We start from the raw sequence: 24,981 nt of genomic DNA, 5'->3' as shown, positions 1-24,981 counted from the left end.
TGCGTCTTTGATTGTTTCCATGTCGGGACCTGGGTTTCGTACACTAGGGACACAATCGCGCTGCATCATAAATTCAATCACCACCCGCAACAACGGTTCAATCTACCTGAACAAGGAGTCGAATCATGTTTGTCGCGGTCCGTGGTTCCCTGTGGTCCCTTTCTTGCAAGTTGGCACTCGCCGCAGTATTCAGCACAGCCGCCTGCCATGTCGCGGCGTTTGTCGAGACATTCGAGTCATATCCGGAAGACAGCAGCATGCAGACGGGTAACCACGTCAGCGATGGCTGGTATGTGGTCTCAAACAACATTGTTTACACCTACTTCAATGTCGCGGACATGTCTTACGGCGTGGTCAACGGCATACCCGTTGCCCCGGCATACAGCGGCACACGGGCGCTATCTCTGCTGATTTCTGATATCGACTCGATCCGTGTCAATGGGCTGGGCGCGTTCTATCTGGCCAGCGCCTGGGCCTATGCCCCTACGGCGCCACAAGGGGCCACCATCACCGCCATCGGGTTGGGTAGTGAATGGGGCGATGAGGTCGGCAGTGAAACGCTAACCATCCCTGCCATTGCGCCGGGACAGTCGCCGTGGGTCAAGCTGTCCTTTGATGAGCGTCTTGCTTCACCTTATGGCATCGCGTTTTCCAGCAATGTACCCCTCTTCATGGACAACCTGAAGATTTACACCGCTGTACCAGAGCCAGAGACCTGGTCTTTGTTCGGACTGGGTCTACTGGGCGCCTTGCTGGGTCGCAAGCGCCTGCATAGCCACTGATCAACCAGAAGACCGCACATTCTTCCGAGTATTTCTGATCAGGAGTACCCCATGAATTCACGCTCGTTATCTTCTCTTGCGCTGGCATGCATGCTGGCCAGCCTTGCGCCTCCGGGGTTTGCCGAAGTGATGGACTTCGACGATATCCCGATTTCACCCACCATGATCAGTTCACCATCCCATACCGATTTCGCCGCTGCCGTCTCACCGCAAAACAACTTTACCGTGGCGGGCCAGTTTACCGATCTGTCCTTTGGCTCGTACAACGGTACGCCCGTGGCGCCAGCCTGGTCGGGCACGATAGCACTGAATGTCAATCCGGATGAATCCAACGGGTCCTACCCACCGGGGATCGCTATTTCGTCTAACAATGGCGACTTCTTTGCGCTTGCCAATGTCCGGGTGTATGCACCCTATGGCTCACAAGGCGCCATCCTCAATCTCAATGCGTTTGATCTGCAGGGGGACAATGCACCAGGCCCGCCCACCTCGTTCTGGTATGCCAACGTCGTGATTCCGGCGGCGCTGCCAGGAAACTCTCCTTGGGTGTTTGTGCAATTGCCCACCCCCGAGAACGATGCAGACCTTTTTTACATGAGCAGCAACACCACGCTATTTCTGGATCATCTGCAGCTTGAGCCTGTACCCGAGCCTGGCACCTGGGCCTTGCTGGGTATCGGGCTGTTGGGGCTCACTGGATGGCGGCGGCGGCATGCCGCGCCGCATCACTCAAGATCGGCGATGTCCTGAGTGTTTAGCCTGGATGTCTGGCCATGTAATCAGTCACAGCCCGCTCCAGGTCTTCGTACTCTTCGCATTGGCCGCAGAGTTGTTGTAACTGCGCCAGTTGGGCCTTGGCTTTCTCTGGCTGATTGTCCTGCAAATACGCCTCACCCAGATATTCATGCGCGCCAAGGTGCTTGGGGTTGAGGCGTAGCGCCTCTTCATAAGCGGCGAAGGATTCCGGCATATGCCCAAGATGGCGCTGGGCATAGCCGGTGTAATTCCACCAGTCCGCATTGCGCGGTTGCTGCTGGCGTACCTCATCCAGCAGCGACAGCGCACCCTGCCAGTCTTGCGCATCCAGTTTGGCCTTGATGCGGGATTCCATCGCAGAAACGGGGACCGATTGGCCACCGCCTCCCCCTCCGCCGCCAGAAGCCCATGCCGCAGCGCTGGTGCCAATCAGCAGGGCAATCAGTGTCAGTTTAATCACGCTGCGCTTCATTGCCGTCTCCTTTACCCGGGCGGGCCATCGTGGCCACTTGTTACGCAAACGCCGGGCGGGGTGCATTTATTCCGCAACATTTTTTTATGAGCCGCCGGAATAAACCGGTGCACCAACCGTTATCCGATACATTCCCGCTTATCGTGCTTACGCAGGACACCAGTCGATGCTCGACGAAGATTTATCCCGGCTGATTCCGTCGCTATTGCCACGGCTATGGCGCTTTGCCTTGCGCCTGACCGCCAATCGCCACGATGCAGAAGATCTGGTGCAGCGAGCCTGTGTGCGGGCGCTGGAACGGCCACATCAATTGCAGGAGGGCACGTCGCCGCTCTCGTGGCTGTTTTCGATCATGTATTCGATCTGGATCAGCGAAGTGCGCGCCCGCAAAGTACGCGCCGGCAGTGCGGCCGAATGGCAAGACGAAGCATTCGAGCACCTGCCTGATCCGCGTGCCAGCGACCCGGAAAACGAGATGCTGCATCAGCAAATCATCAGCGCGGTGGGCGCATTACCCGATCCACAACGCGTGGTCATGCTGCTGGTCGCGATCGAAGGTCTGAGTTATCGGGAAGCCGCCGTCGCCCTTGATATTCCGATTGGTACGGTGATGAGCCGTCTTGCCCGCGCCCGGATCACGCTGGGCGAACGTTTTGCCGTGACACGACCGCAACGCTTGCCCAAGGGAGTCAGGCCATGAAACTGAACGAAACCCTGCTGCTGGCCTGGGTAGATGGCGAATTGTCTGCGGCCGATGCGGATGAAGTCGCCAGACTGGTGGCTGAATCGCCCGAAGCCCTCGCCACGGCCCAGGCGCTGGCCGCCTCGCGCCTGCCCTATGCCGAGGCGTTTGCCAGTGAAGTGCAGCCAGACATCCCCGCCAGCTTGCGCACCAGCATCCATGTTCTGGCGCAAGCCAGTCGCGAGCGCGCTGCGCCCATGCCGCTGCTGACCGGCCGCCAGCCCGCACGCTGGCAAACTGCACGCCTGGCCGGGGCGTTCTTTGCTGGCGCATTGTGTGCACTGGGTGGTGTTCGGTATTGGGAAAGCGCGGCAGATGGCGATGGCCCATGGGTCAATGCCGTCGCGCAATACCAGGAGATGTATGTGCGCGACACGCTGGTCGATGTGCGTGACGATGCCACGCTCTCTGCGCGCACGCTGGAAGACATCAAGACGCGCGATCACATGGCGGTACGCATTCCTGATCTAAACGCCATGCACTTTGAGTTCAAGCGCGTGCAGCGGCTGCGTTACAACGACAAGCCCGTGGTACAGATGGTTTATCTGCCCACCGCGGGTGATCCGGTTGCACTGTGCGCCGCGCCAGATAACCGGCCGGACAAAACCTTGCAAGAAAGGACGGACGAGAACCAGACCATCATGACCTGGCGCAGTAATAACGTGAGTTACGTACTGGTGGGGCGCGCCCCTCCAGCCGTGCTGCGCACGCTGTCTGAACAGATTCGCAGCAACAAGCTGCCGCCGCTCTATAGCTAACCGGGCCGGCGTGCTGCGTCAGGCTTTGTTGGCCAGACCCAGACGCATCCACAGTTCGGCCACGCCGCTGGGCACTGGCTCGCTGAAGTGAAAGCCTTGCAGGTAATCCACACCCATGCCTTGCAGGAAGCGTGCCGTCTCGACCGACTCAACGCCTTCGACGATGGTCTGCAGCTGCAGACCTTGCGCCAGCTGGATGATGGCCTGCATAACGCGGCGACCTTCTTCCGTGTTCAGACGCTGCGCAAACGAGACGTCCACCTTGATCAAAGCAGCAGGCATTTCATGCAGTTGCGAGAGCGAGGAATAACCGGTGCCAAAGTCATCAATCGCCAACTGGAAACCGGCGGCGGCCAACTGACGCAAATGTTTGAGCTGGCGCGAGTAGTCTGTCAGTGCGACAGACTCGGTGATTTCCAGGATCACGTCCTGCGGACGCAAACGGTATCGCAGCAACATATCGAGCATGCCAGAGACAAACTCAGGCGCGAACAGCTGACTGCGCGAGATATTCAGCATCAGCCGCTGGGTCAGACCGGCATCGCGCCACTCGCGCAGGCGCGAGAACGCTTGCGCAGCCACCACGTCCGACAGCTCCTGGATCAGGCCGACTTTCTCAGCCATCGGAATAAAGAGTTCCGGGCTGATCCAGCCATTCTTTTCATCCTGCCAGCGGGCGAGTGCTTCGACTGCAAACACCTCACCATCACGTGAACGTACGATCGGCTGGTAGAACACCTGCAGCCGGTTCTGGCGAATGGCATCGGCCAGCCGCGCCTGAATGGCCACATGTTCGCGGCCCAGCGACTTCATATGCAACAAATCGCCGTAAAAACACACCGTATTGCGGCCTACATGCTTGGCATGGTGCATGGTGTGATCTGCGGCGGACAACAGGTCTTCGCCGCAACTGGCGTTATCCGGGAACACCGCAAAGCCGGCACTGACTGTCGGGCGTGCATCCAGTCCATCCAGCGCCAGACCCTGCCGGGTAATGCTGCGCAGACGCTCGGCCCGCTCTTTCAGCGCATTGGTGTCGGTGACATCGGGCATCAAGACGACGAATTCATCACCGCCCCAGCGGGCCAGCATGTCGTGCTCGCCCAGGACGCTCTTCAGTTGTTGCGCCAGGCCAACCAGCAACTGGTCCCCGGTGCGATGGCCGAAGGCATCGTTGATCTGCTTGAATTGATCCAGATCGAGGAAACCCAGCGCCACCTTGGTGTTATTGCGACGGGCGCGCTCGATGGCGCTGGCCAGTTGATCATCCAGCATCAGCCGGTTAGGCAGCTTGGTCAGCCCGTCGTACAGCGCCAACTGGGTAATGTGTTGTTCACTGACATGCGCAACGGTCACATCACGCAATACAACACGAATGCCATTCAGCTGGCAGTCTTCGTCAAAGCGCGGCAACAAGCGGGCTTCGACCCACAGGAATTCGCCGCTCTGCTGCATCAAGCGAAAACGAACCGGCGCGACATCGCCGTGACATTCGGGCAATTGCGCTAATGCCTGCGCCACCTGCGGCGCATCATCCGGGAAGATCCAGGTAGAGAGACGCTTGCCGATATCTCGCTGGGCTTCACGTGCTTCTACCCCACGCAACGTAGCCCAGGCCGGGCTACACTCGGCGAGGTCGTGCGCAGGCGTGAGGTCAAGAATGGCTTCTTCCAGCAGATTGAAGGTATCGAGCAAACTCTGACGACGCTGGCTATCGGCCATGTGTGCTGTCATGTCATGCACTTGAATGACCGCACCGCCGTCAGTGCCCGCAATGGGCTGCACACGGACCCGGAACCAAACCAGCGTGCCGCCGTGACGGAGCGACCAGTTAAACGATTGCACGCGTTGCATGACGCGGGCGACCGGCAGCGCTTTGCCGATCTGCGTCGCCAGACCTGCTGGCAAGGCATCTGCCAGTGTACGGCCGGGTAGCGTCGCCGCAGCGGCCAGTGCCGGGTGACCAGACCAGGCCTGACCAATGCGGCCATCGGTACGCACTTCAAACACCATGTCGCTCGTGGCGCCCACCAGTGCCCGCATGCGGGACTCGGACGCGGCCAGCCCGGATTGAAGTTTGCGCCGGGTGAGTGCCTGACCTATATGCGTGCCAAGCATGTTCAGCATACGCAATTCTTGCGTGCTGCGCTGGCGCTCTTCGCCTTCATCCAGCAAGCAGATAAAGCCGGTGAGTTCGCCGCGATCATGCAACGGAATACTGAGTAGTCGGCGCGCACCCAGTTGCGCCAGCCACATTTGTTCAGCCAACGGCAGTTCAGGCAGGGCAACGTCCAGTTGACGCCCGGCCAGCAACGAGTCGGTCAGGAACGCAAATGCGGGGTATTCGATAACACGAAGGTAATCAGGGGTGACTTCAGCGATGCGACAACCCGGATCACGCCAGACCGCCACCAGCCGCGCATGATCGTGCTCACCTTGCGGGTTCAGGTACAGACTGGCGAGGCTGGCACGCGCAGTTTGCCCGACAACGGCCAGCACAGCGGTGAGATCGGGTTGATCTTCATCGGCCAGCAACTGCGGTACTACACATTCAAGCGCATCAAAATAGGCCAGGCAAAGTGCTTGATCGCCACGTGCTGCAGCGTCAACCACCGGCTCGGGCCGTTCCGGGTTAACCATCAAAAGACTCATTCAACCTGTTTGTCGTCCTGGCAAATTCTGGCGTCAGGCACTTAACAGATTCTTACGGGTAGCAAGAGAAAACCGGCCGCCGCAGGTCGCGAGGGCCGGTTCTTGTAAGTATCACTGTTAAGTGAGAGTCTGGCGTGGTTCCGGCGTCGCGTCAATTCGCGTCTGGCGGAGAGACCTGTTCCGAGAAACCACATTCTTTCTGCGGGCATACTTTTTCCACGCCCCGACGCTTGGTGGTTTTCAGCGTCAGTACCGGCCAGGCACACTTGGGGCACGGCTCGGCAATCGGCGGGTTCCATGTCGCATAAGTGCACTTGGGGTAGGTGGAGCATGAGTAGAACAGTTTGCCGTAGCGACTCTTCTTCTCGGTCAGCGTTCCCTTGTGGCACTGCGGGCATTCCACGCCCGTGTCCTTTGGTTTTTCCAGCGGTTCAATGTGCTTGCACTTGGGGTAGTTGGCGCAGCCAATAAACTTGCCATACCGACCGCTCTTGATCAGCAATTGGCCGCCGTCCTCCGGACAAACACGGCCTTCCACGACTTCCGGCTCGGTCGGCGCAGTGTCGGCGTCTTCGTTCAGATTGCGGGTGTAGTCACATTCCGGATACGTGGTGCAGCCAATAAAACGGCCACGCTTGCCCAGACGAATGGCAAGTTTATTGCCACATTTTGGACACAATTCGTCCAGTTCTTCCTGGGTCACTTCCTTGCGTGACAACGACTGTTTTTCTACGACCTGTTCATGGAAACGTTTCCAGAACTCATCCAGCACCGGTACCCACTCGCGCTTGCCGGTCGAGATATCGTCCAGCTGGTCTTCCATGCGCGCGGTGAAGTTGTAATCCACGTACTGTGTGAAGTGATCGGTCAGGAATTTGTTCACCACCTCACCGGTATCGGTCGGGATGAAGCGTTTCTTGTCCAGATCGACATACTCGCGGTCTTTCAGCGTTTTGATGATAGACGCGTAGGTAGACGGGCGACCGATGCCGAACTCTTCCAGCGTTTTCACCAGGCTGGCTTCAGAATAACGTGGCGGCGGCTGGGTAAAGTGTTGCTCACCAAAGAGCTTGTCGACTGGCAGCACTTCGCCTGCTTCCAGCGCCGGCAGACGGGCTTCGCCCTCTTCATCGTCTTCGACATCGTCCTGGTCTTCCTGGTACACGGCAATAAAGCCAGGGAAGACCAGCGTCTGGCCGGAAGCACGGAATACGGCCTCGGGACCAACTTCGATGTCCACACCCACCGTATCAAAGCGTGCCGGGGTCATCTGGCAGGCCAGCGTGCGCTTCCAGATCATCTGGTAAAGCTTGAACTGGTCAGCAGACAGATACGGTTTAACGGCTTCAGGTGTACGCAGGATGGACGTCGGACGAATGGCCTCGTGGGCTTCCTGGGCGTTCTTGGCCTTGTTCTTGTAAACCACCGGTGCGGACGGCAGGTAGTCCTTGTCGAAGTTCGACTCGATATAACCGCGGATTTCGTCCAGCGCCTCGTTGGCCAGCGCCACCGAGTCAGTACGCATATAGGTGATCAGACCAACCGTCCCCTGGCCCACGTCCACACCTTCATACAACTGCTGTGCGGTGCGCATGGCGCGGTCTGTGGTCATGCCCAGTTTGCGTACGGCTTCCTGTTGCAGCGTGGAGGTCGTAAACGGCGCGGCCGGGCTGCGGGATTTCTTTTTCTTCTCGACGTTGGCGACCTTGGCATCCTTGCCCTGCAGGGCGCTCAGGATGGTGGACTGGGTCTTTTCGTCGGGAATATCAAACTGATCGAGCTTTTTACCTTGCCAGGCAGACAGGCGCGCACCGAACTTGCTACGTGCCTTGTGACTATCCAGGTGGATGGTCCAGTATTCCTGTGCGGTAAATGCGCGGATTTCAGTCTCGCGCTCACAAATCAGGCGCAGCGCCGGGCTTTGCACGCGGCCGGCGGACAAGCCTGAACGGACCTTGCGCCACAGCAGCGGCGAGAGATTAAAGCCCACAAGGTAATCGAGCGCGCTACGGGCTTGCTGTGCATCGACCATGTCATCGTCAATGTCACGCGGGTTGGCCACAGCAGCCTTCACCGCAGCCTCGGTGATCTCGTGGAACACCACGCGCTTGAAGGTGCGATCTTTGCCGGTCAGCTTTTTGTCTTTGAGGATTTCCATGATGTGCCAGGAAATCGCCTCGCCTTCGCGGTCCGGGTCAGTTGCCAGATAGACGTGCTGCGCGTCTTTGACGGCAGAACAGATGGCATCGACATGTTTTTTGTTCTTGTCGATGATCTGGTACTTCATTTTGAAGTCATGCTCGGTGTCGACCGAGCCATCTTTACGCACCAGACCACGGACGTGACCGTAGGAGGCCAGGATTTCAAAATCCGGGCCCAGATATTTTTTCAGCGTTTTCGCTTTTGACGGCGATTCAACAATCAGCAAGTTTGCGGACATGGTATGCCGTAACGTTTATGTTTCTATCGAGATTGAAAATGGCCAGGTCGGCCAGTGCGCAGTACGCGCTTAGTGCTGAGTCAGCCCTTCACGGCCAAACAGAATCTCTTCGATCAAGAGATTAGACAGTTCGTCGCGCTTTCGCCAAACCACCATCAGCACGATCAACTGTAGCCGCTCCTGTGAAATCTCGCCGGGCGCGGCATGCATGACCAGATCCAGCGCCATTTCGCGCTCTGCCGGACCCAGTACGCGGGCACTGGTCAGATACATCCAGTATTCCAGCGCTTCCTCGTCAAACCGGGCCAGTTCATCCGGATGCAGATGACGGCCGACCATACTGCCCAACGCGGCATAGCGCGAGGTATCAATACGGTTCAGTTCTGCCAGCCAACCCATGGCCTGAGCAATGTCATCCTGCTCGAACCCTGCGCTGGCAAGGCGTGAAGCCAGCAGCGACACATCGGGTTCTCCCTCGGTGTGGTAGAACTGTTCAAAAAGGTAAGCGAGTACTTCCAGCATTGTATGAATCGGGCCTTGATGCGTTTCTTTTTTAAATCTGTATCCGGAATTTGAAGGCAATGCAATGGCAATTCAAGCCACCCCCTCCTCCAGCCATTCAGGCACGCCGTTGATAACGGTTGCCTGGCAGGGCCAGAATTGCCCCTTGTAATTCCAGACCAAGCAGGATTGCGCACAGTCGGTCTGCCGTCAAGCCGCACCTGGAAACCAGCTCGTCAACGGTGACCGGATCGTAGCCCGCTGCCGCCAGTACCTGACCGTCCTCACCATCAGGCAAGGGCACTGGATCAGCCAGCGTCAGGCCTTTTTGTACCGGGCCACTGTCCCAACCGAGTTCATCCAGAATATCGTCCACACTCTCGGTCAGCCGAGCGCCTTCCTTGATCAGGTAATGGCAACCCTTGGCTTGCGGAGAATGAATGGAGCCAGGAATGGCAAATACATCCCGCCCCATCTCATTGGCCTGACGAGCGGTAATCAGCGACCCGCTCTGCAACGCAGCCTCTACCACCAGACAACCCTTACCCAACGCAGCGATCAGCCGGTTGCGACGTGGAAAATTGCCAGGTTTGGGCTCAGTACCTACCCCAAACTCAGACACAATCACGCCTTGCTCGGCGATCCGGTGTGCCAACGCACGATTGGATGCAGGATAAACGCGCTCGGGGCCAGTCCCGATGACGGCAATGGTGCTCCCCGGCCCGGCTAGTCCGCCACGGTGTGCCGCCGCATCAATGCCAGCCGCCAGACCACTGACGATGCCAATTCCCGCGGCACTCACCGCCGCAGAAAACTGTTCGGCATGCTCAATGCCTTGCGGTGTGGCATTGCGACTACCCACCACAGCCAGTGCCGTGTGTTTGAGCAGCGCGAGATTCCCCATGCAAAACAGCACACAGGGCGCATCAGGCAGATCAAGCAAACTGGCTGGCCATGCGTCATCGGCCAGGGTTAACAAATGATGTCCCGGCGCGCTCAACCACTCCTGGGTACGCGATACCGTATCCGGCGGCGGCGCGCTCGCTGCGGCACACCAGGTCCGCGCGGCAAGGTTATCGCCCAGGACATTGCATACGTCATAAAAAGAAGCCGCCAGTGCGGCCTGCGGCGTTTTGAACGCTTGCAGCAGGCTGGACTGGCGGCGTGGCCCGATACCGGGCACAAGCGCGAAACGTAGCCACAAGGCTACGTCCGCGTCGTCAGATTTCAAGGATTGGAAACCTCGTCGGCAACATTGACCGGCTCTGTACTATCAAGCAGCAACCCGTACGAAAAATGCGGGAAGACACGGTAAATGAACAGACTGCCACTGCGTTCGTTCGGTGTGAAGAGGTCAGGCTCGTTACTTGACTCTTTCTTGATCGGACGCCCGGCTTTCCAGGTGGCCAGCACCGTGCCGACATCCATACCATCGCCCGCACCGAGGTTCACAACCAGAGTCGTCATCGGGCCGGCTTCAGCCACGCTGCCATAGGCAGAGACCACCAGGCCGTGAACATCGTGATCCGGCGCATGCGGCGAATAATTCAGATATTGGGCGTCATTGGCCTTCACCAGGCGCGCGCCAATGCCGATTTCTTCCTTGCTGGTCTGCACGCGCATGGTCACAACCTGACCCGGCTTCTCAACCACGACGTCGCCCAGATAAGTCACTTCATGACCAATCACGCGCTTGTGATCCGGGTCCTTTGGATCAAACAGCGGCTGGGCAGGGCGGAAGGCCTGATAGACATCGCCGACTTTGGGGTCGGGCATGTTGATCGCGTAGATCTTGTCGCCAACGGCAAACACAACGCGATCATCCGGGCCGGCTGCCACGCGCGGTGCGGTCAACAGTTCATTTTCTTCCACCACCAGCGGTTTGTTCAGGAACGGCTGGATCGAGGTCAGCGGGATGCTCGGTACGGCATCGTTATCCATATCACTGGACCGGATGCGGGGCGAGAGCTTGACTTCGCCGTTTGCGCCCGCACGTTCACTCTTGAGCAGCTTGAGCCGCGGTGTGGCGCCCGAGCGGTCAAGAACCACCACGTCGCCCGGGTAGATCCAGTGAGGATTCTTGATCTGCTCACGGTTCATGTTCCAGATTTCCGGCCAGCGCCAGGGCTGCTTGAGGAAGTGTCCGGAAATGCCCCACAGGGTATCGCCCTTGACCACGACATAGCGGTCAGGCGCATTGTCCTGCATGGCCAGCGTGTCGGCATGTGCAATGCCGGCTGCGCCACTGAGGGCAAAAAGAAGCGATATAATTGTTTTACGCATGGTGGTCATACTCATCTGCTCCGGTTGATCCGGAAGGGCCGGACAATATGTTCCGGGACGGCCAACGTGAACCCATTTGTCCACGCCAGACAGCCAATTGGATTGTCTGACAGGGAAAGACTGTTTCTTCGTTGATTTCTACTGGGGCTCAAAAGCCGCGTAGATTCTGCATATAAACTTTTTGAGCCGCAAGCAAACATGGCAATTCTGAATATCCTGCATTATCCCGATGAACGTTTGCACACAATTGCAAAACCCGTCACCGTTTTTGATGCAAAGCTGCAACAGCTTGTCGATGATATGGCGGAAACGATGTACGCCGCACCAGGCATCGGGCTGGCTGCAACCCAGGTCAATGTGCATGAACGTCTTATCGTCATTGATATTTCTGAATCCAAAGACGATTTACTCGTCCTGATTAACCCCCGGATTCTGGAGATGGACGGCAAGGTCAAATCCGAAGAGGGTTGCCTTTCCGTACCGGGCATTTATGAAGAAGTGGATCGCGCTGAACATGTGAAGATCAGCGCACTGGATCAGTTTGGCAAAGAATTCGAACTGTCGGCAGAAGGTTTGCTGGCAATTTGTATTCAGCACGAAATGGATCACCTGGACGGCAAAGTATTTGTTGAAAAGCTTTCTCGCCTGAAGCTGGTTCGCATCATCCAGAAGCTGAAAAAGAACGAACGCAAGGTGATGTGACTCCCGACGGCCGTAGCCAGCCAGCCGCGCGCCGGTCAGGCTGATTGTGGCTATCGGGCAACGGTTAACGGCGCCGCCATGGGCGGCGTTTCTTTTTTGACGTTTGAAAAACTGTAGAACCTGCTGCCCATGAAACTGATTTTTGCCGGAACGCCTGATTTTGCCGCTGCCGCCCTCAAGGCGCTGATCGATGCCGGTCATGAAATTGCACTGGTCCTCACTCAGCCAGACCGCCCGTCTGGTCGCGGCATGAAACTGACGGCTTCCCCCGTCAAACAGCTGGCCCTGCAGTACAGCTTGCCTGTCTACCAGCCAGAAAAATTGCGCTTGCCCGAACAGCAAGCGCCGCTGGCCGGCATCGAAGCCGACGTGATGATCGTGGCGGCTTATGGTCTGATCCTGCCGCAGGCGGTGCTGGACTTGCCACGTTTGGGCTGCTTGAACATTCACGCCTCTTTGCTGCCGCGCTGGCGCGGTGCAGCGCCTATCCAGCGCGCCATCCTGGCCGGGGATGCCGAAACCGGCATCACCATCATGCAAATGGATGCCGGTCTGGACACGGGTGACATGCTGAGTATTCATCGCGTTCCGATCACTACTGACGATAACGCCAGCACCCTCCATGACAAACTGGCGGTGTCGGGTGCGGGTGCGATCGTGGAAGCACTGGCAAACCTGCCCGTGCTGCAAGCTGCACGGCAACAACAGCCAGAAACAGGGGTCACTTACGCAGAGAAACTGCGCAAGGAAGAATCACATGTCGATTGGCAACACAGCGCCGCCCAGCTTGATCGCATGATCCGGGCGTTCAATCCCTTCCCTTCGGCCCAGACCACGCTGGCTGGTGAGGCCATGAAAATCTGGCGTGCCGAGCCCGTCGCTGGCAACGGCGCGCCGGGTGAAGTCCTGCAGGCGGATCGTCACGGACTGATCGTGGCCACCGGGGAAGGTGCTCTCAAGCTGATCGAAGTACAAAAAGCCGGCGGCAAACGTATGGATGCTGCTGCCCTCATCGCTGGAAGTGGTATTGCCGCAGGGACTGTATTGGGTGCAGCCGCCTGATTTTGCAGGCAATGACGCGCTGTGGATGTGCATGTTTCACAGACGCGTTGAATTATTCTTGCCGGCGGCAATCTATTGATGGAAGCCGGCGCCTGCCGGTGGCAATCCTGATGAGGAAGCAATGAACAACTGGATGAAAACCACGTTGCTGATGGCAGCCATCGTGGCGCTCTTTGGTCTGATTGGCGGCATGATCGGCGGCCAGAAAGGCATGCTGCTGGCCCTCTTGTTCGGGGGCGGCATGAACGTATTCGCCTACTGGAACTCCGACAAAATGGTGCTGCGCATGTACAACGCGCACCTGGTCGATGACACCACGGCCCCCGAACTCGTGGCCATGGTGCGCGAACTGGCAGGTCGTGCCGGCCTGCCTATGCCCAAGGTCTACGTGATTGAAGAAGACCAGCCCAATGCCTTTGCGACGGGCCGTAACCCGGAAAACGCCGCAGTTGCGTGCACCACCGGTATCATGCGGGTGCTGTCTGCCCGAGAACTCAGAGGCGTGATGGCGCATGAACTGGCGCACGTGCAGCATCGGGACATCCTGATTTCGACCATCTCGGCCACCATGGCGGGGGCGATTTCGGCCCTGGCCAACTTTGCCATGTTTTTCGGTGGCCGTGACGAACACGGTCGCCCGGTGAACCCGATCGTTGGTATTGCTGTAGCCATTCTGGCACCCGTTGCGGCATCGTTGATCCAGATGGCGATTTCGCGCTCTCGCGAATTTGCAGCAGATGCCGGCGGCGCGCGGATTTCTGGCGACCCGCAAGCGCTGGCCGATGCCCTGCGCAAGATTGAAGCCTATGCCTCTGGCATTCCGATGCACACCGCAGAACAGCACCCGGAAACTGCCCAGATGATGATCATGAACCCGCTGCATGGGGGTGGTCTGGCGGATTTGTTCCGCACGCACCCACGCACGGAAGAACGGATCGAGCGCCTGTATGCCATGGCGCGCGGTCAGAACCAGACGGATTTCAGATAAGTGTTTGCAACCCAGAAACTTGCCTCCCAAGCGCTTGATGCCGTGCTTACCGGGCAAACCCTCACCGACGCGCTAGCCCGAATCTGGCGCGAAGAACCCGACTTGCGCCCCCAACAACGCGGCGCCATTCAGGATTTAAGCTACGGTTCTTTACGCCACCTTGGCTTGCTCGACAGCACGCTCAAGCAACTTTTGAACAAACCGCTGCATGAGTCCGCGCTACGCTCGCTCTTGCTGGTATGTCTTTACCAGTTGCAGTTCACCCGTGCCGCCCCCTACAGCGTGGTCGACCATGCGGTGAAAGTGGCATCGCACACAGGCACCGGCATGGGCAAGGGCCTCGTCAACGCTGTATTGCGCAATTTTCTGCGCCGCCGTGACGAACTCCTGAATCAGTCCCGCAGTACGCCTTATGGCAAATGGTCCCACCAGCCATGGTGGATCGATGCCATGAAAAAGGCCTACCCACGCGATTGGGAAAACATACTGGGCGCCAACAACACGCATCCGCCGCTGACGCTGCGGGTGAACCGCCGTCTTGGTTCGCTCGATAGCGCCATGGCTGCACTGCAAGAAGCCGGCATCGAAGCCAGAGCGCTCGACGACACTGCCATCCAGTTGCGCCATCCAATTGGCGTTGACCGTATCCCTGGCTTTTTCGATGGCCTCGTGTCGGTCCAGGACTGGGGTGCTCAGCAAGCCGCGCGCCTGCTGGATGTCGCTGACGGCATGCGCGTGCTGGATGCGTGCTCAGCGCCTGGCGGCAAAACCGGCCATTTGCTGGAACTGGCTAACCTGGATCTCACCGCCATTGATGCCGACACACAGCGCCTGGCGCGCGTGGCCGATAATCTCAAGCGACTGGGGCTGAGTGCTACGCTCAAAACCGGTGACGCGAGCCAACCCGCCGCCTGGTGGGACGGCAAACCGTTTGATCGCATTCTGGCTGATGTGCCATGTTCGGCCGCTGGCGTGGCTCGCCGCCACCCGGACATCAAATGGCTACGCCGGGCCGGCGATATTGTCCAGTTTGCGCAACAACAAGCCGCAATGCTCGATGCGCTGTGGGGTTTGGTAGCCCCGGGCGGCAAACTCCTCTATGCTACGTGCTCCATATTCCCGGCAGAAAACGCAGAACAGGCCGAGGCCTTTGCGGCCAGAACGCCGGATGCCAAGCGTCTGCCGGTGAGCCTGGAAGCTGCCGCAGACGGGCAGCTTTTGCCGAACCCGGAGCACGATGGTTTTTATTACGCCCTTTTCCAGAAACAAGCTCAGTAGCCTGCGCCGCTGGTGCGGGCTCTTTGTCTTGTGGATGGCCCTGTCGGCCGTTTTCTCGGCCGCCTGGGCAGAAAACGGCGGGATCAAGGCCCAGCAGACCTCATCGAGCTGGGGCGACAATCAGGTCGAAATTTCTGCCAATTACAAAATCAGCATTTCTCCCGCGCTGGAAGATGCGCTGCTTAACGGCCTTTCGTTGCCGTTTGTGTACGAATTCCAGCTCACCCGACCGCGCATGTATTCCTGGTATCGGCAGGTAGCAGACTGGTTCTCACCAACAGCCACCCTCACCTACCGCCTGAGTTACCACGCCTTGTCGCGCCAGTATCGCCTGCACCTGGGCAGCTTCTATCGCAGTTTCAATACGCTGGATGAAGCACTGGCGGCACTAGGCGTACTACGCGCCTGGGCCGTGCTGCAAGATACATCCATTGCTCAGGACAAGAGCGATTTCTCCGGACGCATGCGGCTCAAACTTGATGTTTCCCAATTGCCTAAAACCTGGCAACTGACCGCGCTGGGCCATAGCGACTGGCAACTGGAGTCCAGTTGGACGGAGGTCGGGCTGCATGGTGGCGAGGACGGGAAGTAAATGCGTCGCGCACTGGTCATTCTTGCCTCGTTAGGCACCATTCTTTTGTTCCTGCTGGCCACGGCCTCGGGTAACACCTCTGCGTTTGCCAAGTACTACACCGTCCTCCTGACCATCAACGCGCTGATGCTACTGGCCATGATTGTGCTGGTTGGCGTGCGCATGATGCAGCTGGTCCAGAAGGTCAAGCACAAGGTCTTTGGCTCAAGGCTAACCTTGCGCATGGTGCTGATGTTCTCGCTGGTCGCTGTATTGCCTGGCGCGCTGGTGTACACGCTTTCTGTGCAGTTTTTGAACCGCTCAATCGAAACCTGGTTTGATGTCAGGGTGGAAGGCGCGCTGGATCGTGGCCTTAACCTGGGCCATAACGCCATTGATTTCCAGCAGAACGATCTTTTGCGCAAAGCCCGCGTGATCGCGCTGGACATCCACGATGAAAACGGCACCGCGCTGTTGTCACGCCTGACGCGTTTGCGTGACCAGATCGGCGTGCAGGAAATCAGCGTATTTGACGAAACCGGCCAGACGATCGCCCACATTGGCAACGAGAGTGCCGGGCTGTTTCCAAGTGTGCCAGAGCGCAGCCAGCTACGCGCAGCTATGTTCGGGCCGCTCAAACAGCTGGAAACCGACGCCGACAAAGGCCTGACCATGCGTGTACTGATGCCCGTACATGACACCGGGCTCTCAGAGCGAACGCGGATTCTGCAGCTACGGCAGCCGGTTGATCGTGCGCTTGCGGCCGATGCCGAACTGGTCGAACAGGTGCGGGCGGACTACAAACAGCTATCGCAGTCGCGGCAGGGCCTCAAGCTCATCTACAGCCTGACGCTGACACTGGCCCTTTTGATGGCATTGCTGGGCGCAGTCGCGCTGGCGATTTATCTCTCTGACAAGCTGGCCGCGCCGCTCTCCGTTCTGGCTGAAGGCACGCGCGCGGTGGCTTCGGGCGATTATTCGCAACGTCAGCCGGTGATCAGTCGGGATGAATTGGGTATCCTGACTCACTCGTTCAACCGGATGACCCGCCAGCTGGCTGACGCACGCTCTGCGCTGGAGCAGCATCAGGCCGAACAGGAGGCAGCCAACGCCTATCTGGAAGCCATGCTGGGGTCGCTCACCGCCGGTGTGATGTCATTTGACGACAGCTGGACACTGGCTTCGGCCAACCAGAGCGCGCTTCGTATTCTTGGCATTGACCCCTTGCAACTGGGCAGCCTGGCGTTGCCCCGCTGGCATGAGCTTTACCCGGCGTTGATGGCGCTGTGCGACGAAGTCATGCTAGGTTTTGCTGGTCGCGAGGAGCATTGGCAAAAATCAGTCGAAGTCGCTGATCAGAAGCGCATTCTGCAAATTCGCGGCACGCGCCTGGCTGTGGGCGAGAGCCGAACTGGTTATCTGGTGGTGTTCGACGATATTACCGATCTGATCTCTGCCCAGCGTGATGCTGCGTGGGGCGAAGTGGCGCGGCGTCTGGCCCATGAAATCAAGAACCCGCTGACCCCGATCCAGCTTGCTGCCGAGCGCATGGAGCTCAAACTGGCCGACAAGCTCGACCAAAGCGGAAAAGACTTGCTGAGCCGCAATTCGCAAACCATCGTAAAGCAGGTGGCGGCCCTCAAACAGATGGTCGATGCGTTCCGCGACTATGCCCGTAAACCTACCGGCAAGAAAAAAGCGCTGGATTTACGCCAGCTCTTGAGCGAAGTACTGGTACTGTACGAAGCTGCACCCGTGAAATACGAAGATACAACCGAAGGTGCGCTGACTGTGGACGGCGACGCGACGCATTTACGCCAGGTGATCCATAATTTGCTGCAGAATGCACAAGATGCGATCCATTCCCAGGAAAGCGGACAGACGGCAGAAGGTGCTGTACGAACGCCACAAATTTGCGTCCGGACCGAAAAAACCGATAAATTTGCCAGACTAGTCGTTGAAGACAGCGGAAACGGCTTTCAACCCGATATACTGCCTCGGGTTTTTGAACCGTACATCACAACAAAACAAAAAGGTACGGGCTTGGGATTGGCGATAGTGAAAAAAATTATCGACGAACATCACGGCCGCATTCAGGCCGGAAACCGCGAAACTGGCGGAGCCTGGGTTCGTATTGATCTGCCGCTGGCGGAGGAATGAAGTTGCATAGTCAGGATATTCTGGTAGTTGATGACGAGATCGGCATTCGTGAATTGCTGTCCGAGATTCTGCAGGACGAAGGCTATAGCGTTGCGGTGGCTGAAAATGCCGAAGCCGCGCGCCGGTTGCGCAATCAAGCACAACCGCGGCTGGTCTTGCTGGACATCTGGATGCCGGATACCGACGGCGTAACCCTGCTCAAAGAGTGGGCACGCAATGGCCAGCTCACCATGCCGGTCATCATGATGTCGGGCCACGCCACGATCGATACTGCGGTGGAAGCCACCCGGATCGGCGCGCTGGACTTTCTCGAAAAGCCGATCGGCCTGCAAAAGCTGCTGGCTGCGGTCAAGCGCGCGGTCACCATGCAGCAAGAGGCGCCGCGCCCGGTGATGACGCTGGCCCGCCTTGGCGAGAGCGAGCACATCCGGGAGCTGACCCGCATGCTGCAGGCAGCGCAGGCGCAAACCGCGCCGGTGCTGCTGATCGGCCCGCCGGGTGTCGGTTTCGAGTACTGCGCACGTTACGTCAATCCGGATGGCAAGCCGTTTGTGGCGCCGTACTCCAATGAGGAATTCGCGCTCGCCCCGCAAGAGCTGTTGAACAAGGCAACGGGCGGCACGCTGTTCTTGCGCGATCTGGCCTATCTGGATACCCGTGCACAAGCGGGTCTGAAGTCTGTGCTGGGCAAGCTGGAAAAAATGAAAGTGCGTCTGGTGTCGGCCTCCAGCCGTCCGCTGGATCAGCTCAGTGCTGATCTGGACCCGGAACTCTTCCGCCAGCTGTCGCAATGGATCGTCCCCGTGCCTGCCCTGCGTGAGCACAAGGAAGATATCCCGCGCATGGCTGAAACCATCCTTGCCGACACGGTTGCACAGCACAAGCTGGGCGCACGGCGCTTCAGTCATAACGCGCTGCAGTTGCTGGCCCAGCAAGACTGGCCGGGCAATCTGGATGAGCTCACCAACGTGGTGAAGAGCCTTGCGCTTTCTTGTCGCGATGGTGAAATCGATATCAATCCGGTATCGCGCATCCTGTCGCAGTTCTCGCCCAGTGTAGAGGCCTCCTCGGTGCAGATTTCTGCACCAGCACCGGCGCTCTCTGCAGTGGACATGAACCTGCCATTACGCGAAGCACGGGACCAGTTCGAGAAATTCTATCTGGAACGCCAGATTGAACTCTCGGGTGGCAACATGAGCCGCGTGGCAGAGCGCATTGGCCTGGAACGTACGCACCTTTACCGCAAACTCAAGCAACTGGGCGTGAACATGCCCAAGAAGAACAAACCGGTTGAAGATGACTGAACGACGCACAAGTCGCACATTGATGCGGCTGTGCTAGTCTGAACGGGAAGCTGATCCTTGTGATCGCTTCCCGTTTTCATTTGCGGCGCCCGCAAGCCCGGCCCACCGCAACAGCGGCCCCAGAACAACAACGGAGCTACACGCATACCGTGTCCAATATCCTGATTCTTGGCGCTGGCCGGGTTGGCGCAACCGTGGCCGAACAACTGGTGTACGAACAACACAACGTCACCATCGTTGATGACAACCCTGCCAATCTGGCCCCGTTGACCAGCAAGCTGGATCTGCGCGTGGTGGCCGGCTCAGCCTCTAGTCCAACGACATTACGTGAAGCCGGCGCAGCCGACGCGGAGTTACTGCTGGCGGTGACCCCCACCGACGAACTCAACATGGTGGCCTGCAAGATTGCCTATCAGTTGTTCCGTGTGCCCACGCGCATAGCCCGCATCCGTAATGCCGACCTGCTGGCGCATGAAGACCTGTTTTCCGAAGAAGACGGGTTTGCCATTAGCCACACCATCACGCCCGCGCAGGTCGTGACCGATTACCTCAGCCGTCTCGTAAAAATGCCCGAGGCATTGCAGGTACTGGATTTTGCCAATGGCCTGGTACAACTGGTGGTGACACGCGTCACCGAAGGCGCGCCAATGGCCGGCAAAGCGCTCACCGCCTTCAACGACGTCCTGCCCAATACCGACCGCCGCGTCGTGGGTATTTACCGCAACAACCGATACATCAGGCCGGACGGTGACAGCGAACTGCATGCTGGGGATGAAGTCTTTGTGCTGGCCGAGTCCCGGCAGATGCGCAAGGTGATCGGTGCGCTGCATGTCGTGGAGTCACCCATCAAGAATGTCTTGCTGGCTGGGGGCGGTAATGTCGGCTACCGCCTTGCCAAGGCCTTGCAGAAGGACTACAGCGTCAAACTGGTAGAAGCGGACCCCGTGCGCGCGGAGTGGCTAGCCAATGAGCTGGCTGGCGTCCTGGTACTGCATGGCGATGCGACCAATGAAACCATGTTTGAAGCTGAACAAATCCACCGTACGGATATGTACCTGGCTCTGACCTCCGACGATGAAGACAACATCATGTCCGCGCTGCTGGCACGCCAAATGGGCGCACGCAAGGTGATCTCCATCATCAACCGCTCGCGCTATGTTGATCTGTTGCAAGACAGTCGTATCGACGTGGCGATTTCTCCGGCCCAACTCACGATCGGCACGTTACTGGCCCACGCGCGTCAGGGCGATATTGCAGCCGTGAAGCCATTGCGTCGGGGTGCCGCCGAGGCCGTTGAACTGGTGGTTCATGGCACCAAAAACGTCTCCCGCGTGATCGGGCGGCGGGTGGATGAAATCCGTATGCCGGCCCATGCATTCCTCGCCACCATCGTACGAGCGGGCAAAGTCATCATGGTCCATCACGATACCGTCATTGAACCCGACGACCGTTGCATCGTGTTTGTTCATGACAAGCTACGCACCCGTGAGGTCGAACACCTGTTTGCCGTCAAATTGGGGTTCTTCTGATGCGCCTCTTGCCCACCCTGAATATTCTGGCGCGGGTGGCGCTGATGTTCTCTTTGACTTTGCTGGCGCCAATCGGTCTGGCCTGGCTAGGCCAGGACGCCGGGTTCCTGCCGCTGGCCGAGGGGCTGACGATCAGCGTGGTCAGTTGTTTGCTGATCCTGTTGATCACCCATCCGTTCCGGCGCGAGCTGCATGTGCGCGACGGCTTTTTGCTGGTGGTTGGTATCTGGCTCCTGCTGCCACTTTCTGCCGCTGCGCCACTCATGCTGTATGACCCGCATATGGGTTTCACCTATGGCTACTTCGAAGGCATGGCAGGGCTGACGACTACCGGGTCGACGGCAATTAGCAACCTGGATGCATTGCCGCCCTCGCTTAACCTGTGGCGCCACATGCTCAGCTGGCTGGGGGGCATGGGTGTGATCGTACTCGCAGTGGCGATCCTCCCCATGCTCGGTGTAGGCGGCATGCAGATGTTCAAGGCCGAGATGCCTGGCCCGATCAAAGACGCCAAGCTCAAGCCCCGTATCCGTGAGACCGCCCGCAATCTGTGGCTGGTGTATTCCGGCCTCACCATTCTGTGCATGCTGTTGCTCAAGCTGGCCGGCATGACCTGGTTTGATGCCGTTTGCCATGCCATGACCACCGTCTCGCTCGGCGGCATCTCCACCCACAACGACAGCGTCGCGTATTTCGACTCGCCGGCCATTGAAGCTGTGATGGTGGTCTTCATGATTGCCGGTGCGACCAACTTTGCGACGCACTATGTGGCGCTCTCGCGGCGCTCACTCATGGCTTACTGGCGTGATTCCGAGTTCAAAGCCATGCTGGGTGCGCTGCTTGCGGCCGTGGCCGGCCTGGCGGCTTATCTGTATGCCCAGGACATTTACCCGGACTACGAAACATCGTTGCGGCATGTGACGTTCAATCTGATCTCAGTCGCCACAAATACCGGCTATGCCACCACCGACTTCGGTGCATGGCCACTGTTTGTGCCGCTGCTGATGCTGTTCTTGTCCTGCTTTACCGCTTGCGCAGGCTCCACCGGCGGTGGCATTAAAATGTTCCGGGCCCTGGTACTACTGAAAGAAGCCGGCCGCCAGTTCACCACGCTGTTGCACCCCGCAGCGGTCAAACCTGTACGGATTCACGGGCGTAGCGTACCGCCGGCCATGATTTTTGCGGTGCTGGGGTTTATCTCGCTGTATGTAATCAGCATGGTCGTGCTCACTTTTGTTTTACTGCTGACCGGGCTGGATTTTCTCTCGTCCTTCAGCGCTGTCGTCGCCAGCCTCAACAACACCGGTCCAGGGCTGGGCATCATCGGGCCCTCTGCCAATTTCTCGATCTTCGGGCCTGGTCAGGTCTGGGTCTGTACTTTTGCCATGCTGCTAGGGCGACTTGAGATTTTCTCGGTGCTGATTTTGTTTACCCCGGCCTTCTGGCGGAACTAGGCACTGGCGACACCCAAAACAAAACCCCGGTCGAACCGGGGTTTTGTTTTGGTCTCACAACCTGCTACCAACTCGTCACGTCGCCATTTCCACGCGACCACGCCCATTGGCCTTGGCGCGATACAGTGCCTCATCAGCACGCAGTACCAGCGCACGGCCGTTCTCGTCGTCTTTCAATTGCGCCACGCCTGAAGAGAACGAGACATCAATGCGCTCTGACTTTTGCATAAAGGGTGTACGCGCCGCCACCACACGCAGCCGGTCGATGACAAAGCGAGCACCGTTCTGGTCGGTTTCCGGCAGGATCAGCAAAAATTCTTCGCCGCCGTAACGCACCAGAGCGTCGCTTTCGCGCAACACTGCCTTGGCCAGATCAGCCACGTGCACCAGCACCTGATCACCTACAAGATGACCATAACGATCATTGACCAGCTTGAAGTCATCCAGATCGATAATCACGACACTCAGCTTGCCGGCATGCCGGCGCGCACGCTTGACCTCAGAGGCCAGCAGGTGATCAAAACCCTGGCGGTTATGCGCACCAGTCAACGGGTCAAGACCCAGCATCATGCGGTTATGTGCCAGATCTTCTTCAATGTGGCGCATGGATTCACGGATCGCAGCCAGATCGCCGTGCGAGGTCTGGACCGTGCTCTGGATGTTGCTGGTCGAGTCAATGATGTTATTGAGCAGCGATTCCAGCCGGCCATGGGTTTCTTCAACGGGCACACTACGGGTACGATGCGCCTCACGGGCGTTTTGCAACTCACCCAGGCTGCTGACCATGTGTTCACCATTGCTGGCCAAAACAGAGAGCAGGTCGTCGGTGGTATCGGTCACGCCACTGACGGCATCGTCCAGACGGCACAGAATCTGCCACGCCTGCTGAAGCTCGTCCGTTGTCTTATCGGCCGGCGCTTTGATGGTGGCAATCGCGTTGTAAAATTGCGTATAGTTTTCGGGAGTCGGCGGCAAGCGGCTTTCGACCAACCGTTTCAGGGCAATCCGGGCGATTTCCACCGGATTAACCGGCGGCACTTTCTGCATGATCTAGTTCTGAGCGTGAAATGAATACGGGATTGTACGCAATCCAAACTTGACGCGCCAAGACATTCAAACTCTTAATTTCTGAAGCATTTCCATACTCACCATGCATATCCACATCCTCGGCATCTGCGGCACTTTCATGGGCGGTATCGCCGCCTTGGCGCGCGCGGCGGGCCATACCGTGACCGGCTGTGATGCCGGGGTCTACCCCCCCATGTCCGACCAGCTTCAGGCACTCGGGATCGATCTGATTGAGGGTTTCTCTCCGGACCAGCTCAGCCTCAATGCCGACTTGTATGTCGTGGGGAATGTGGTCACCCGTGGCAATCCGTTGATGGAGGAAATCCTCAATCGGGGCTTGCCTTACACCTCCGGCCCGGAATGGTTGCGGGATCATATTCTGCAGGGCCGCTGGGTGCTGGCGGTCGCGGGTACACATGGCAAAACCACCACGACCTCCATGCTGGCCTGGATACTGGAATACGCAGGACTGGCGCCAGGTTTTCTGGTGGGTGGCATTCCGGAGAACTTTGGTATCTCTGCGCGTTTGCCAGGCGAACCACGTCAGGAAAAGGGCGGCCAATCTCCTTTCTTTGTAATCGAAGCTGACGAGTACGACACAGCCTTTTTTGATAAACGTTCCAAATTTGTGCACTACCGGCCACGCACGGCCATCCTGAACAATCTGGAGTTCGACCACGCCGATATCTTTGCCGACCTGCAGGCCATTGAAACCCAGTTTCACCACCTGGTGCGGACCGTACCTGGCAATGGTCGTGTGATCGCGAACGGCCGGGAAGAAAGCCTTGAGCGCGTACTCAAACGCGGTTGCTGGAGCGAAACCGAGCACTTTGGCGCCGAAGCGGGCTGGTGTACCGCCAACGATGACGGCCAGCATTTTGATGTACTGCTCGCGGGAGAGAAACAAGGCCGCGTAACGTGGGACTTGCTGGGCGAACACAACCGCCTGAACGCGCTGGCCGCCATTGCAGCCGCCCGCCACGTCGGCGTGCCTGCCCAGGAAGCAATTGCCGCCCTGGGTGAGTTCCGTAACGTCAAGCGCCGCATGGAAATCAAAGGCGTGGTCAATGGGGTGACTGTTTACGACGATTTTGCGCATCACCCCACCGCCATTGCCACCACGCTAGCCGGTCTGCGTCGCAAGGTTGGCAAAGCGCGCATTCTGGCTGTGCTGGAGCCGCGCTCCAACACCATGAAGCTGGGCACCATGAAAGCGCAATTACCAGGCAGTTTGCTGGATGCCGATCGCGTGTATTGCTACGGGGCCAATCTGGGCTGGGACACTGCAGAAGCGCTGGCGCCATTGGGTGAACGCGCACATAGCCATACCGATCTGGATGCACTGGTGGCCGATGTCGTCAGCGCCGCCCAGCCTGGCGATCACATTCTGGTCATGAGTAACGGCGGCTTTGGCGGTATTCACGGCAAATTGCTTAGCGCCTTGCAAACACGCGGATAAGCAAGTGATTGCGGAGCCTG

At 58.4% G+C, this 24,981-nt stretch carries 21 protein-coding genes; 14 read left to right on the top strand and 7 right to left on the bottom strand.

The genetic code is table 11. The features are described from left to right. Positions 1 to 125 precede the first annotated feature (125 nt). On the top strand, positions 126 to 782 hold the full coding sequence (locus tag IEX44_RS09640; RefSeq protein WP_188692375.1) for a PEP-CTERM sorting domain-containing protein: 657 nt from the start codon (positions 126 to 128) through the stop codon (positions 780 to 782). Between the two features lie 51 nt (positions 783 to 833). Next, on the top strand, positions 834 to 1,532 hold the full coding sequence (locus IEX44_RS09635) for a PEP-CTERM sorting domain-containing protein (protein ID WP_229678879.1): 699 nt from the start codon (positions 834 to 836) through the stop codon (positions 1,530 to 1,532). Positions 1,533 to 1,536: 4 nt separating this feature from the next. Here the strand turns inward: IEX44_RS09635 and IEX44_RS09630 are convergent, their stop codons facing one another. After that, positions 1,537 to 2,010, bottom strand: coding sequence for a tetratricopeptide repeat protein (locus IEX44_RS09630; protein ID WP_188692371.1), 474 nt, complete (start codon positions 2,008 to 2,010; stop codon positions 1,537 to 1,539). Between the two features lie 166 nt (positions 2,011 to 2,176). Here IEX44_RS09630 and IEX44_RS09625 point away from each other — a divergent pair, with 166 nt between their 5' ends. Both IEX44_RS09625 and IEX44_RS09620 read left to right on the top strand, forming a co-directional pair. Then, positions 2,177 to 2,710 (top strand): RNA polymerase sigma factor, encoded by a 534-nt coding sequence (locus IEX44_RS09625; protein ID WP_188692368.1) that lies wholly within the window; start codon positions 2,177 to 2,179, stop codon positions 2,708 to 2,710. After that, positions 2,707 to 3,510: an anti-sigma factor gene (locus IEX44_RS09620; protein WP_188692365.1), complete on the top strand. Its 804-nt coding sequence runs from the start codon at positions 2,707 to 2,709 to the stop codon at positions 3,508 to 3,510. Before IEX44_RS09625 ends, IEX44_RS09620 begins: the two co-directional genes overlap by 4 nt. 18 nt (positions 3,511 to 3,528) lie before the next feature. Here the strand turns inward: IEX44_RS09620 and IEX44_RS09615 are convergent, their stop codons facing one another. The 5 genes from IEX44_RS09615 to IEX44_RS09595 all read right to left on the bottom strand — a co-directional run bounded on the left by IEX44_RS09615 (position 3,529) and on the right by IEX44_RS09595 (position 11,386). Continuing rightward, entirely contained in the window at positions 3,529 to 6,162 is a 2,634-nt protein-coding gene (locus IEX44_RS09615; RefSeq protein ID WP_188692362.1) for a sensor domain-containing phosphodiesterase, read from the bottom strand. A gap of 151 nt (positions 6,163 to 6,313) precedes the next feature. Further along, entirely contained in the window at positions 6,314 to 8,602 is a 2,289-nt protein-coding gene (topA, locus tag IEX44_RS09610; RefSeq protein WP_188692359.1) for a type I DNA topoisomerase, read from the bottom strand. Positions 8,603 to 8,671: 69 nt separating this feature from the next. Continuing rightward, on the bottom strand, positions 8,672 to 9,124 hold the full coding sequence (locus IEX44_RS09605) for a DUF494 family protein (protein ID WP_188692356.1): 453 nt from the start codon (positions 9,122 to 9,124) through the stop codon (positions 8,672 to 8,674). Between the two features lie 97 nt (positions 9,125 to 9,221). After that, entirely contained in the window at positions 9,222 to 10,334 is a 1,113-nt protein-coding gene (gene dprA, locus IEX44_RS09600; RefSeq protein WP_188692353.1) for a DNA-processing protein DprA, read from the bottom strand. Beyond that, positions 10,331 to 11,386, bottom strand: coding sequence for a LysM peptidoglycan-binding domain-containing protein (locus IEX44_RS09595; protein WP_188692350.1), 1,056 nt, complete (start codon positions 11,384 to 11,386; stop codon positions 10,331 to 10,333). Before IEX44_RS09595 ends, dprA begins: the two co-directional genes overlap by 4 nt. Before the next feature lie 198 nt (positions 11,387 to 11,584). Between IEX44_RS09595 and def the strand changes: the two genes are divergently transcribed. The 9 genes from def (at position 11,585) to IEX44_RS09550 (ending at position 22,434) form a co-directional block, all read left to right on the top strand. Continuing rightward, positions 11,585 to 12,088: a peptide deformylase gene (def, locus tag IEX44_RS09590; RefSeq protein WP_188692348.1), complete on the top strand. Its 504-nt coding sequence runs from the start codon at positions 11,585 to 11,587 to the stop codon at positions 12,086 to 12,088. A gap of 129 nt (positions 12,089 to 12,217) precedes the next feature. Beyond that, entirely contained in the window at positions 12,218 to 13,150 is a 933-nt protein-coding gene (gene fmt / locus IEX44_RS09585; RefSeq protein WP_188692345.1) for a methionyl-tRNA formyltransferase, read from the top strand. 121 nt (positions 13,151 to 13,271) lie between these two features. Further along, positions 13,272 to 14,138: a zinc metalloprotease HtpX gene (gene htpX, locus IEX44_RS09580; protein WP_188692342.1), complete on the top strand. Its 867-nt coding sequence runs from the start codon at positions 13,272 to 13,274 to the stop codon at positions 14,136 to 14,138. Next, a complete protein-coding gene (gene rsmB, locus IEX44_RS09575; RefSeq protein ID WP_188692340.1) occupies positions 14,139 to 15,416 on the top strand; it encodes a 16S rRNA (cytosine(967)-C(5))-methyltransferase RsmB in 1,278 nt (425 codons plus the stop codon). It abuts the gene before it with no gap. After that, positions 15,376 to 16,008, top strand: a complete 633-nt coding sequence (locus IEX44_RS09570) for a DUF4390 domain-containing protein (RefSeq protein ID WP_188692337.1) — start codon at positions 15,376 to 15,378, stop codon at positions 16,006 to 16,008. Before rsmB ends, IEX44_RS09570 begins: the two co-directional genes overlap by 41 nt. Beyond that, on the top strand, positions 16,009 to 18,147 hold the full coding sequence (locus tag IEX44_RS09565) for a sensor histidine kinase (RefSeq protein ID WP_188692334.1): 2,139 nt from the start codon (positions 16,009 to 16,011) through the stop codon (positions 18,145 to 18,147). Beyond that, positions 18,144 to 19,451 (top strand): sigma-54-dependent transcriptional regulator, encoded by a 1,308-nt coding sequence (locus IEX44_RS09560; RefSeq protein ID WP_444544658.1) that lies wholly within the window; start codon positions 18,144 to 18,146, stop codon positions 19,449 to 19,451. The genes IEX44_RS09565 and IEX44_RS09560 overlap by 4 nt, the downstream gene beginning before the upstream one ends. A gap of 59 nt (positions 19,452 to 19,510) precedes the next feature. Beyond that, positions 19,511 to 20,980 (top strand): Trk system potassium transporter TrkA, encoded by a 1,470-nt coding sequence (trkA, locus tag IEX44_RS09555; RefSeq protein WP_229678876.1) that lies wholly within the window; start codon positions 19,511 to 19,513, stop codon positions 20,978 to 20,980. Then, on the top strand, positions 20,980 to 22,434 hold the full coding sequence (locus tag IEX44_RS09550) for a TrkH family potassium uptake protein (RefSeq protein WP_188692328.1): 1,455 nt from the start codon (positions 20,980 to 20,982) through the stop codon (positions 22,432 to 22,434). Before trkA ends, IEX44_RS09550 begins: the two co-directional genes overlap by 1 nt. A 75-nt stretch (positions 22,435 to 22,509) precedes the next feature. On the opposite strand, the gene IEX44_RS09545 is transcribed toward IEX44_RS09550, so the two are convergent. Further along, complete coding sequence (locus IEX44_RS09545; protein WP_188692326.1) at positions 22,510 to 23,481, bottom strand: GGDEF domain-containing protein; 972 nt, start codon at positions 23,479 to 23,481, stop codon at positions 22,510 to 22,512. Positions 23,482 to 23,584: 103 nt separating this feature from the next. On the opposite strand from IEX44_RS09545, the gene mpl reads away from it, so the two are divergent. Then, positions 23,585 to 24,961, top strand: a complete 1,377-nt coding sequence (gene mpl / locus IEX44_RS09540) for a UDP-N-acetylmuramate:L-alanyl-gamma-D-glutamyl-meso-diaminopimelate ligase (RefSeq protein WP_188692322.1) — start codon at positions 23,585 to 23,587, stop codon at positions 24,959 to 24,961. The last annotated feature ends 20 nt before the right edge of the window (positions 24,962 to 24,981 follow it).

Source organism: Silvimonas amylolytica, assembly GCF_014645555.1.
Classification (GTDB): Bacteria; Pseudomonadota; Gammaproteobacteria; order Burkholderiales; family Chitinibacteraceae; genus Silvimonas; species Silvimonas amylolytica.
This window is presented reverse-complemented; position numbering and strand designations above follow the sequence as displayed.

What these genes read in the sequence shown, in the direction of transcription:
- IEX44_RS09620 (WP_188692365.1), top strand. Translation starts at nt 2,707, where the DNA reads ATGAAACTGAACGAAACCCTGCTGCTGGCCTGGGTAGATGGCGAATTG.
- IEX44_RS09545 (WP_188692326.1), bottom strand. Translation starts at nt 23,481, where the DNA reads ATGCAGAAAGTGCCGCCGGTTAATCCGGTGGAAATCGCCCGGATTGCC.
- IEX44_RS09625 (WP_188692368.1), top strand. Translation starts at nt 2,177, where the DNA reads ATGCTCGACGAAGATTTATCCCGGCTGATTCCGTCGCTATTGCCACGG.
- IEX44_RS09615 (WP_188692362.1), bottom strand. Translation starts at nt 6,162, where the DNA reads ATGAGTCTTTTGATGGTTAACCCGGAACGGCCCGAGCCGGTGGTTGAC.
- fmt (WP_188692345.1), top strand. Translation starts at nt 12,218, where the DNA reads ATGAAACTGATTTTTGCCGGAACGCCTGATTTTGCCGCTGCCGCCCTC.
- IEX44_RS09630 (WP_188692371.1), bottom strand. Translation starts at nt 2,010, where the DNA reads ATGAAGCGCAGCGTGATTAAACTGACACTGATTGCCCTGCTGATTGGC.
- IEX44_RS09560 (WP_444544658.1), top strand. Translation starts at nt 18,144, where the DNA reads ATGAAGTTGCATAGTCAGGATATTCTGGTAGTTGATGACGAGATCGGC.
- topA (WP_188692359.1), bottom strand. Translation starts at nt 8,602, where the DNA reads ATGTCCGCAAACTTGCTGATTGTTGAATCGCCGTCAAAAGCGAAAACG.
- htpX (WP_188692342.1), top strand. Translation starts at nt 13,272, where the DNA reads ATGAACAACTGGATGAAAACCACGTTGCTGATGGCAGCCATCGTGGCG.
- IEX44_RS09635 (WP_229678879.1), top strand. Translation starts at nt 834, where the DNA reads ATGAATTCACGCTCGTTATCTTCTCTTGCGCTGGCATGCATGCTGGCC.
- IEX44_RS09565 (WP_188692334.1), top strand. Translation starts at nt 16,009, where the DNA reads ATGCGTCGCGCACTGGTCATTCTTGCCTCGTTAGGCACCATTCTTTTG.
- mpl (WP_188692322.1), top strand. Translation starts at nt 23,585, where the DNA reads ATGCATATCCACATCCTCGGCATCTGCGGCACTTTCATGGGCGGTATC.
- IEX44_RS09595 (WP_188692350.1), bottom strand. Translation starts at nt 11,386, where the DNA reads ATGCGTAAAACAATTATATCGCTTCTTTTTGCCCTCAGTGGCGCAGCC.
- IEX44_RS09640 (WP_188692375.1), top strand. Translation starts at nt 126, where the DNA reads ATGTTTGTCGCGGTCCGTGGTTCCCTGTGGTCCCTTTCTTGCAAGTTG.
- IEX44_RS09605 (WP_188692356.1), bottom strand. Translation starts at nt 9,124, where the DNA reads ATGCTGGAAGTACTCGCTTACCTTTTTGAACAGTTCTACCACACCGAG.
- IEX44_RS09570 (WP_188692337.1), top strand. Translation starts at nt 15,376, where the DNA reads ATGGTTTTTATTACGCCCTTTTCCAGAAACAAGCTCAGTAGCCTGCGC.
- def (WP_188692348.1), top strand. Translation starts at nt 11,585, where the DNA reads ATGGCAATTCTGAATATCCTGCATTATCCCGATGAACGTTTGCACACA.
- IEX44_RS09550 (WP_188692328.1), top strand. Translation starts at nt 20,980, where the DNA reads ATGCGCCTCTTGCCCACCCTGAATATTCTGGCGCGGGTGGCGCTGATG.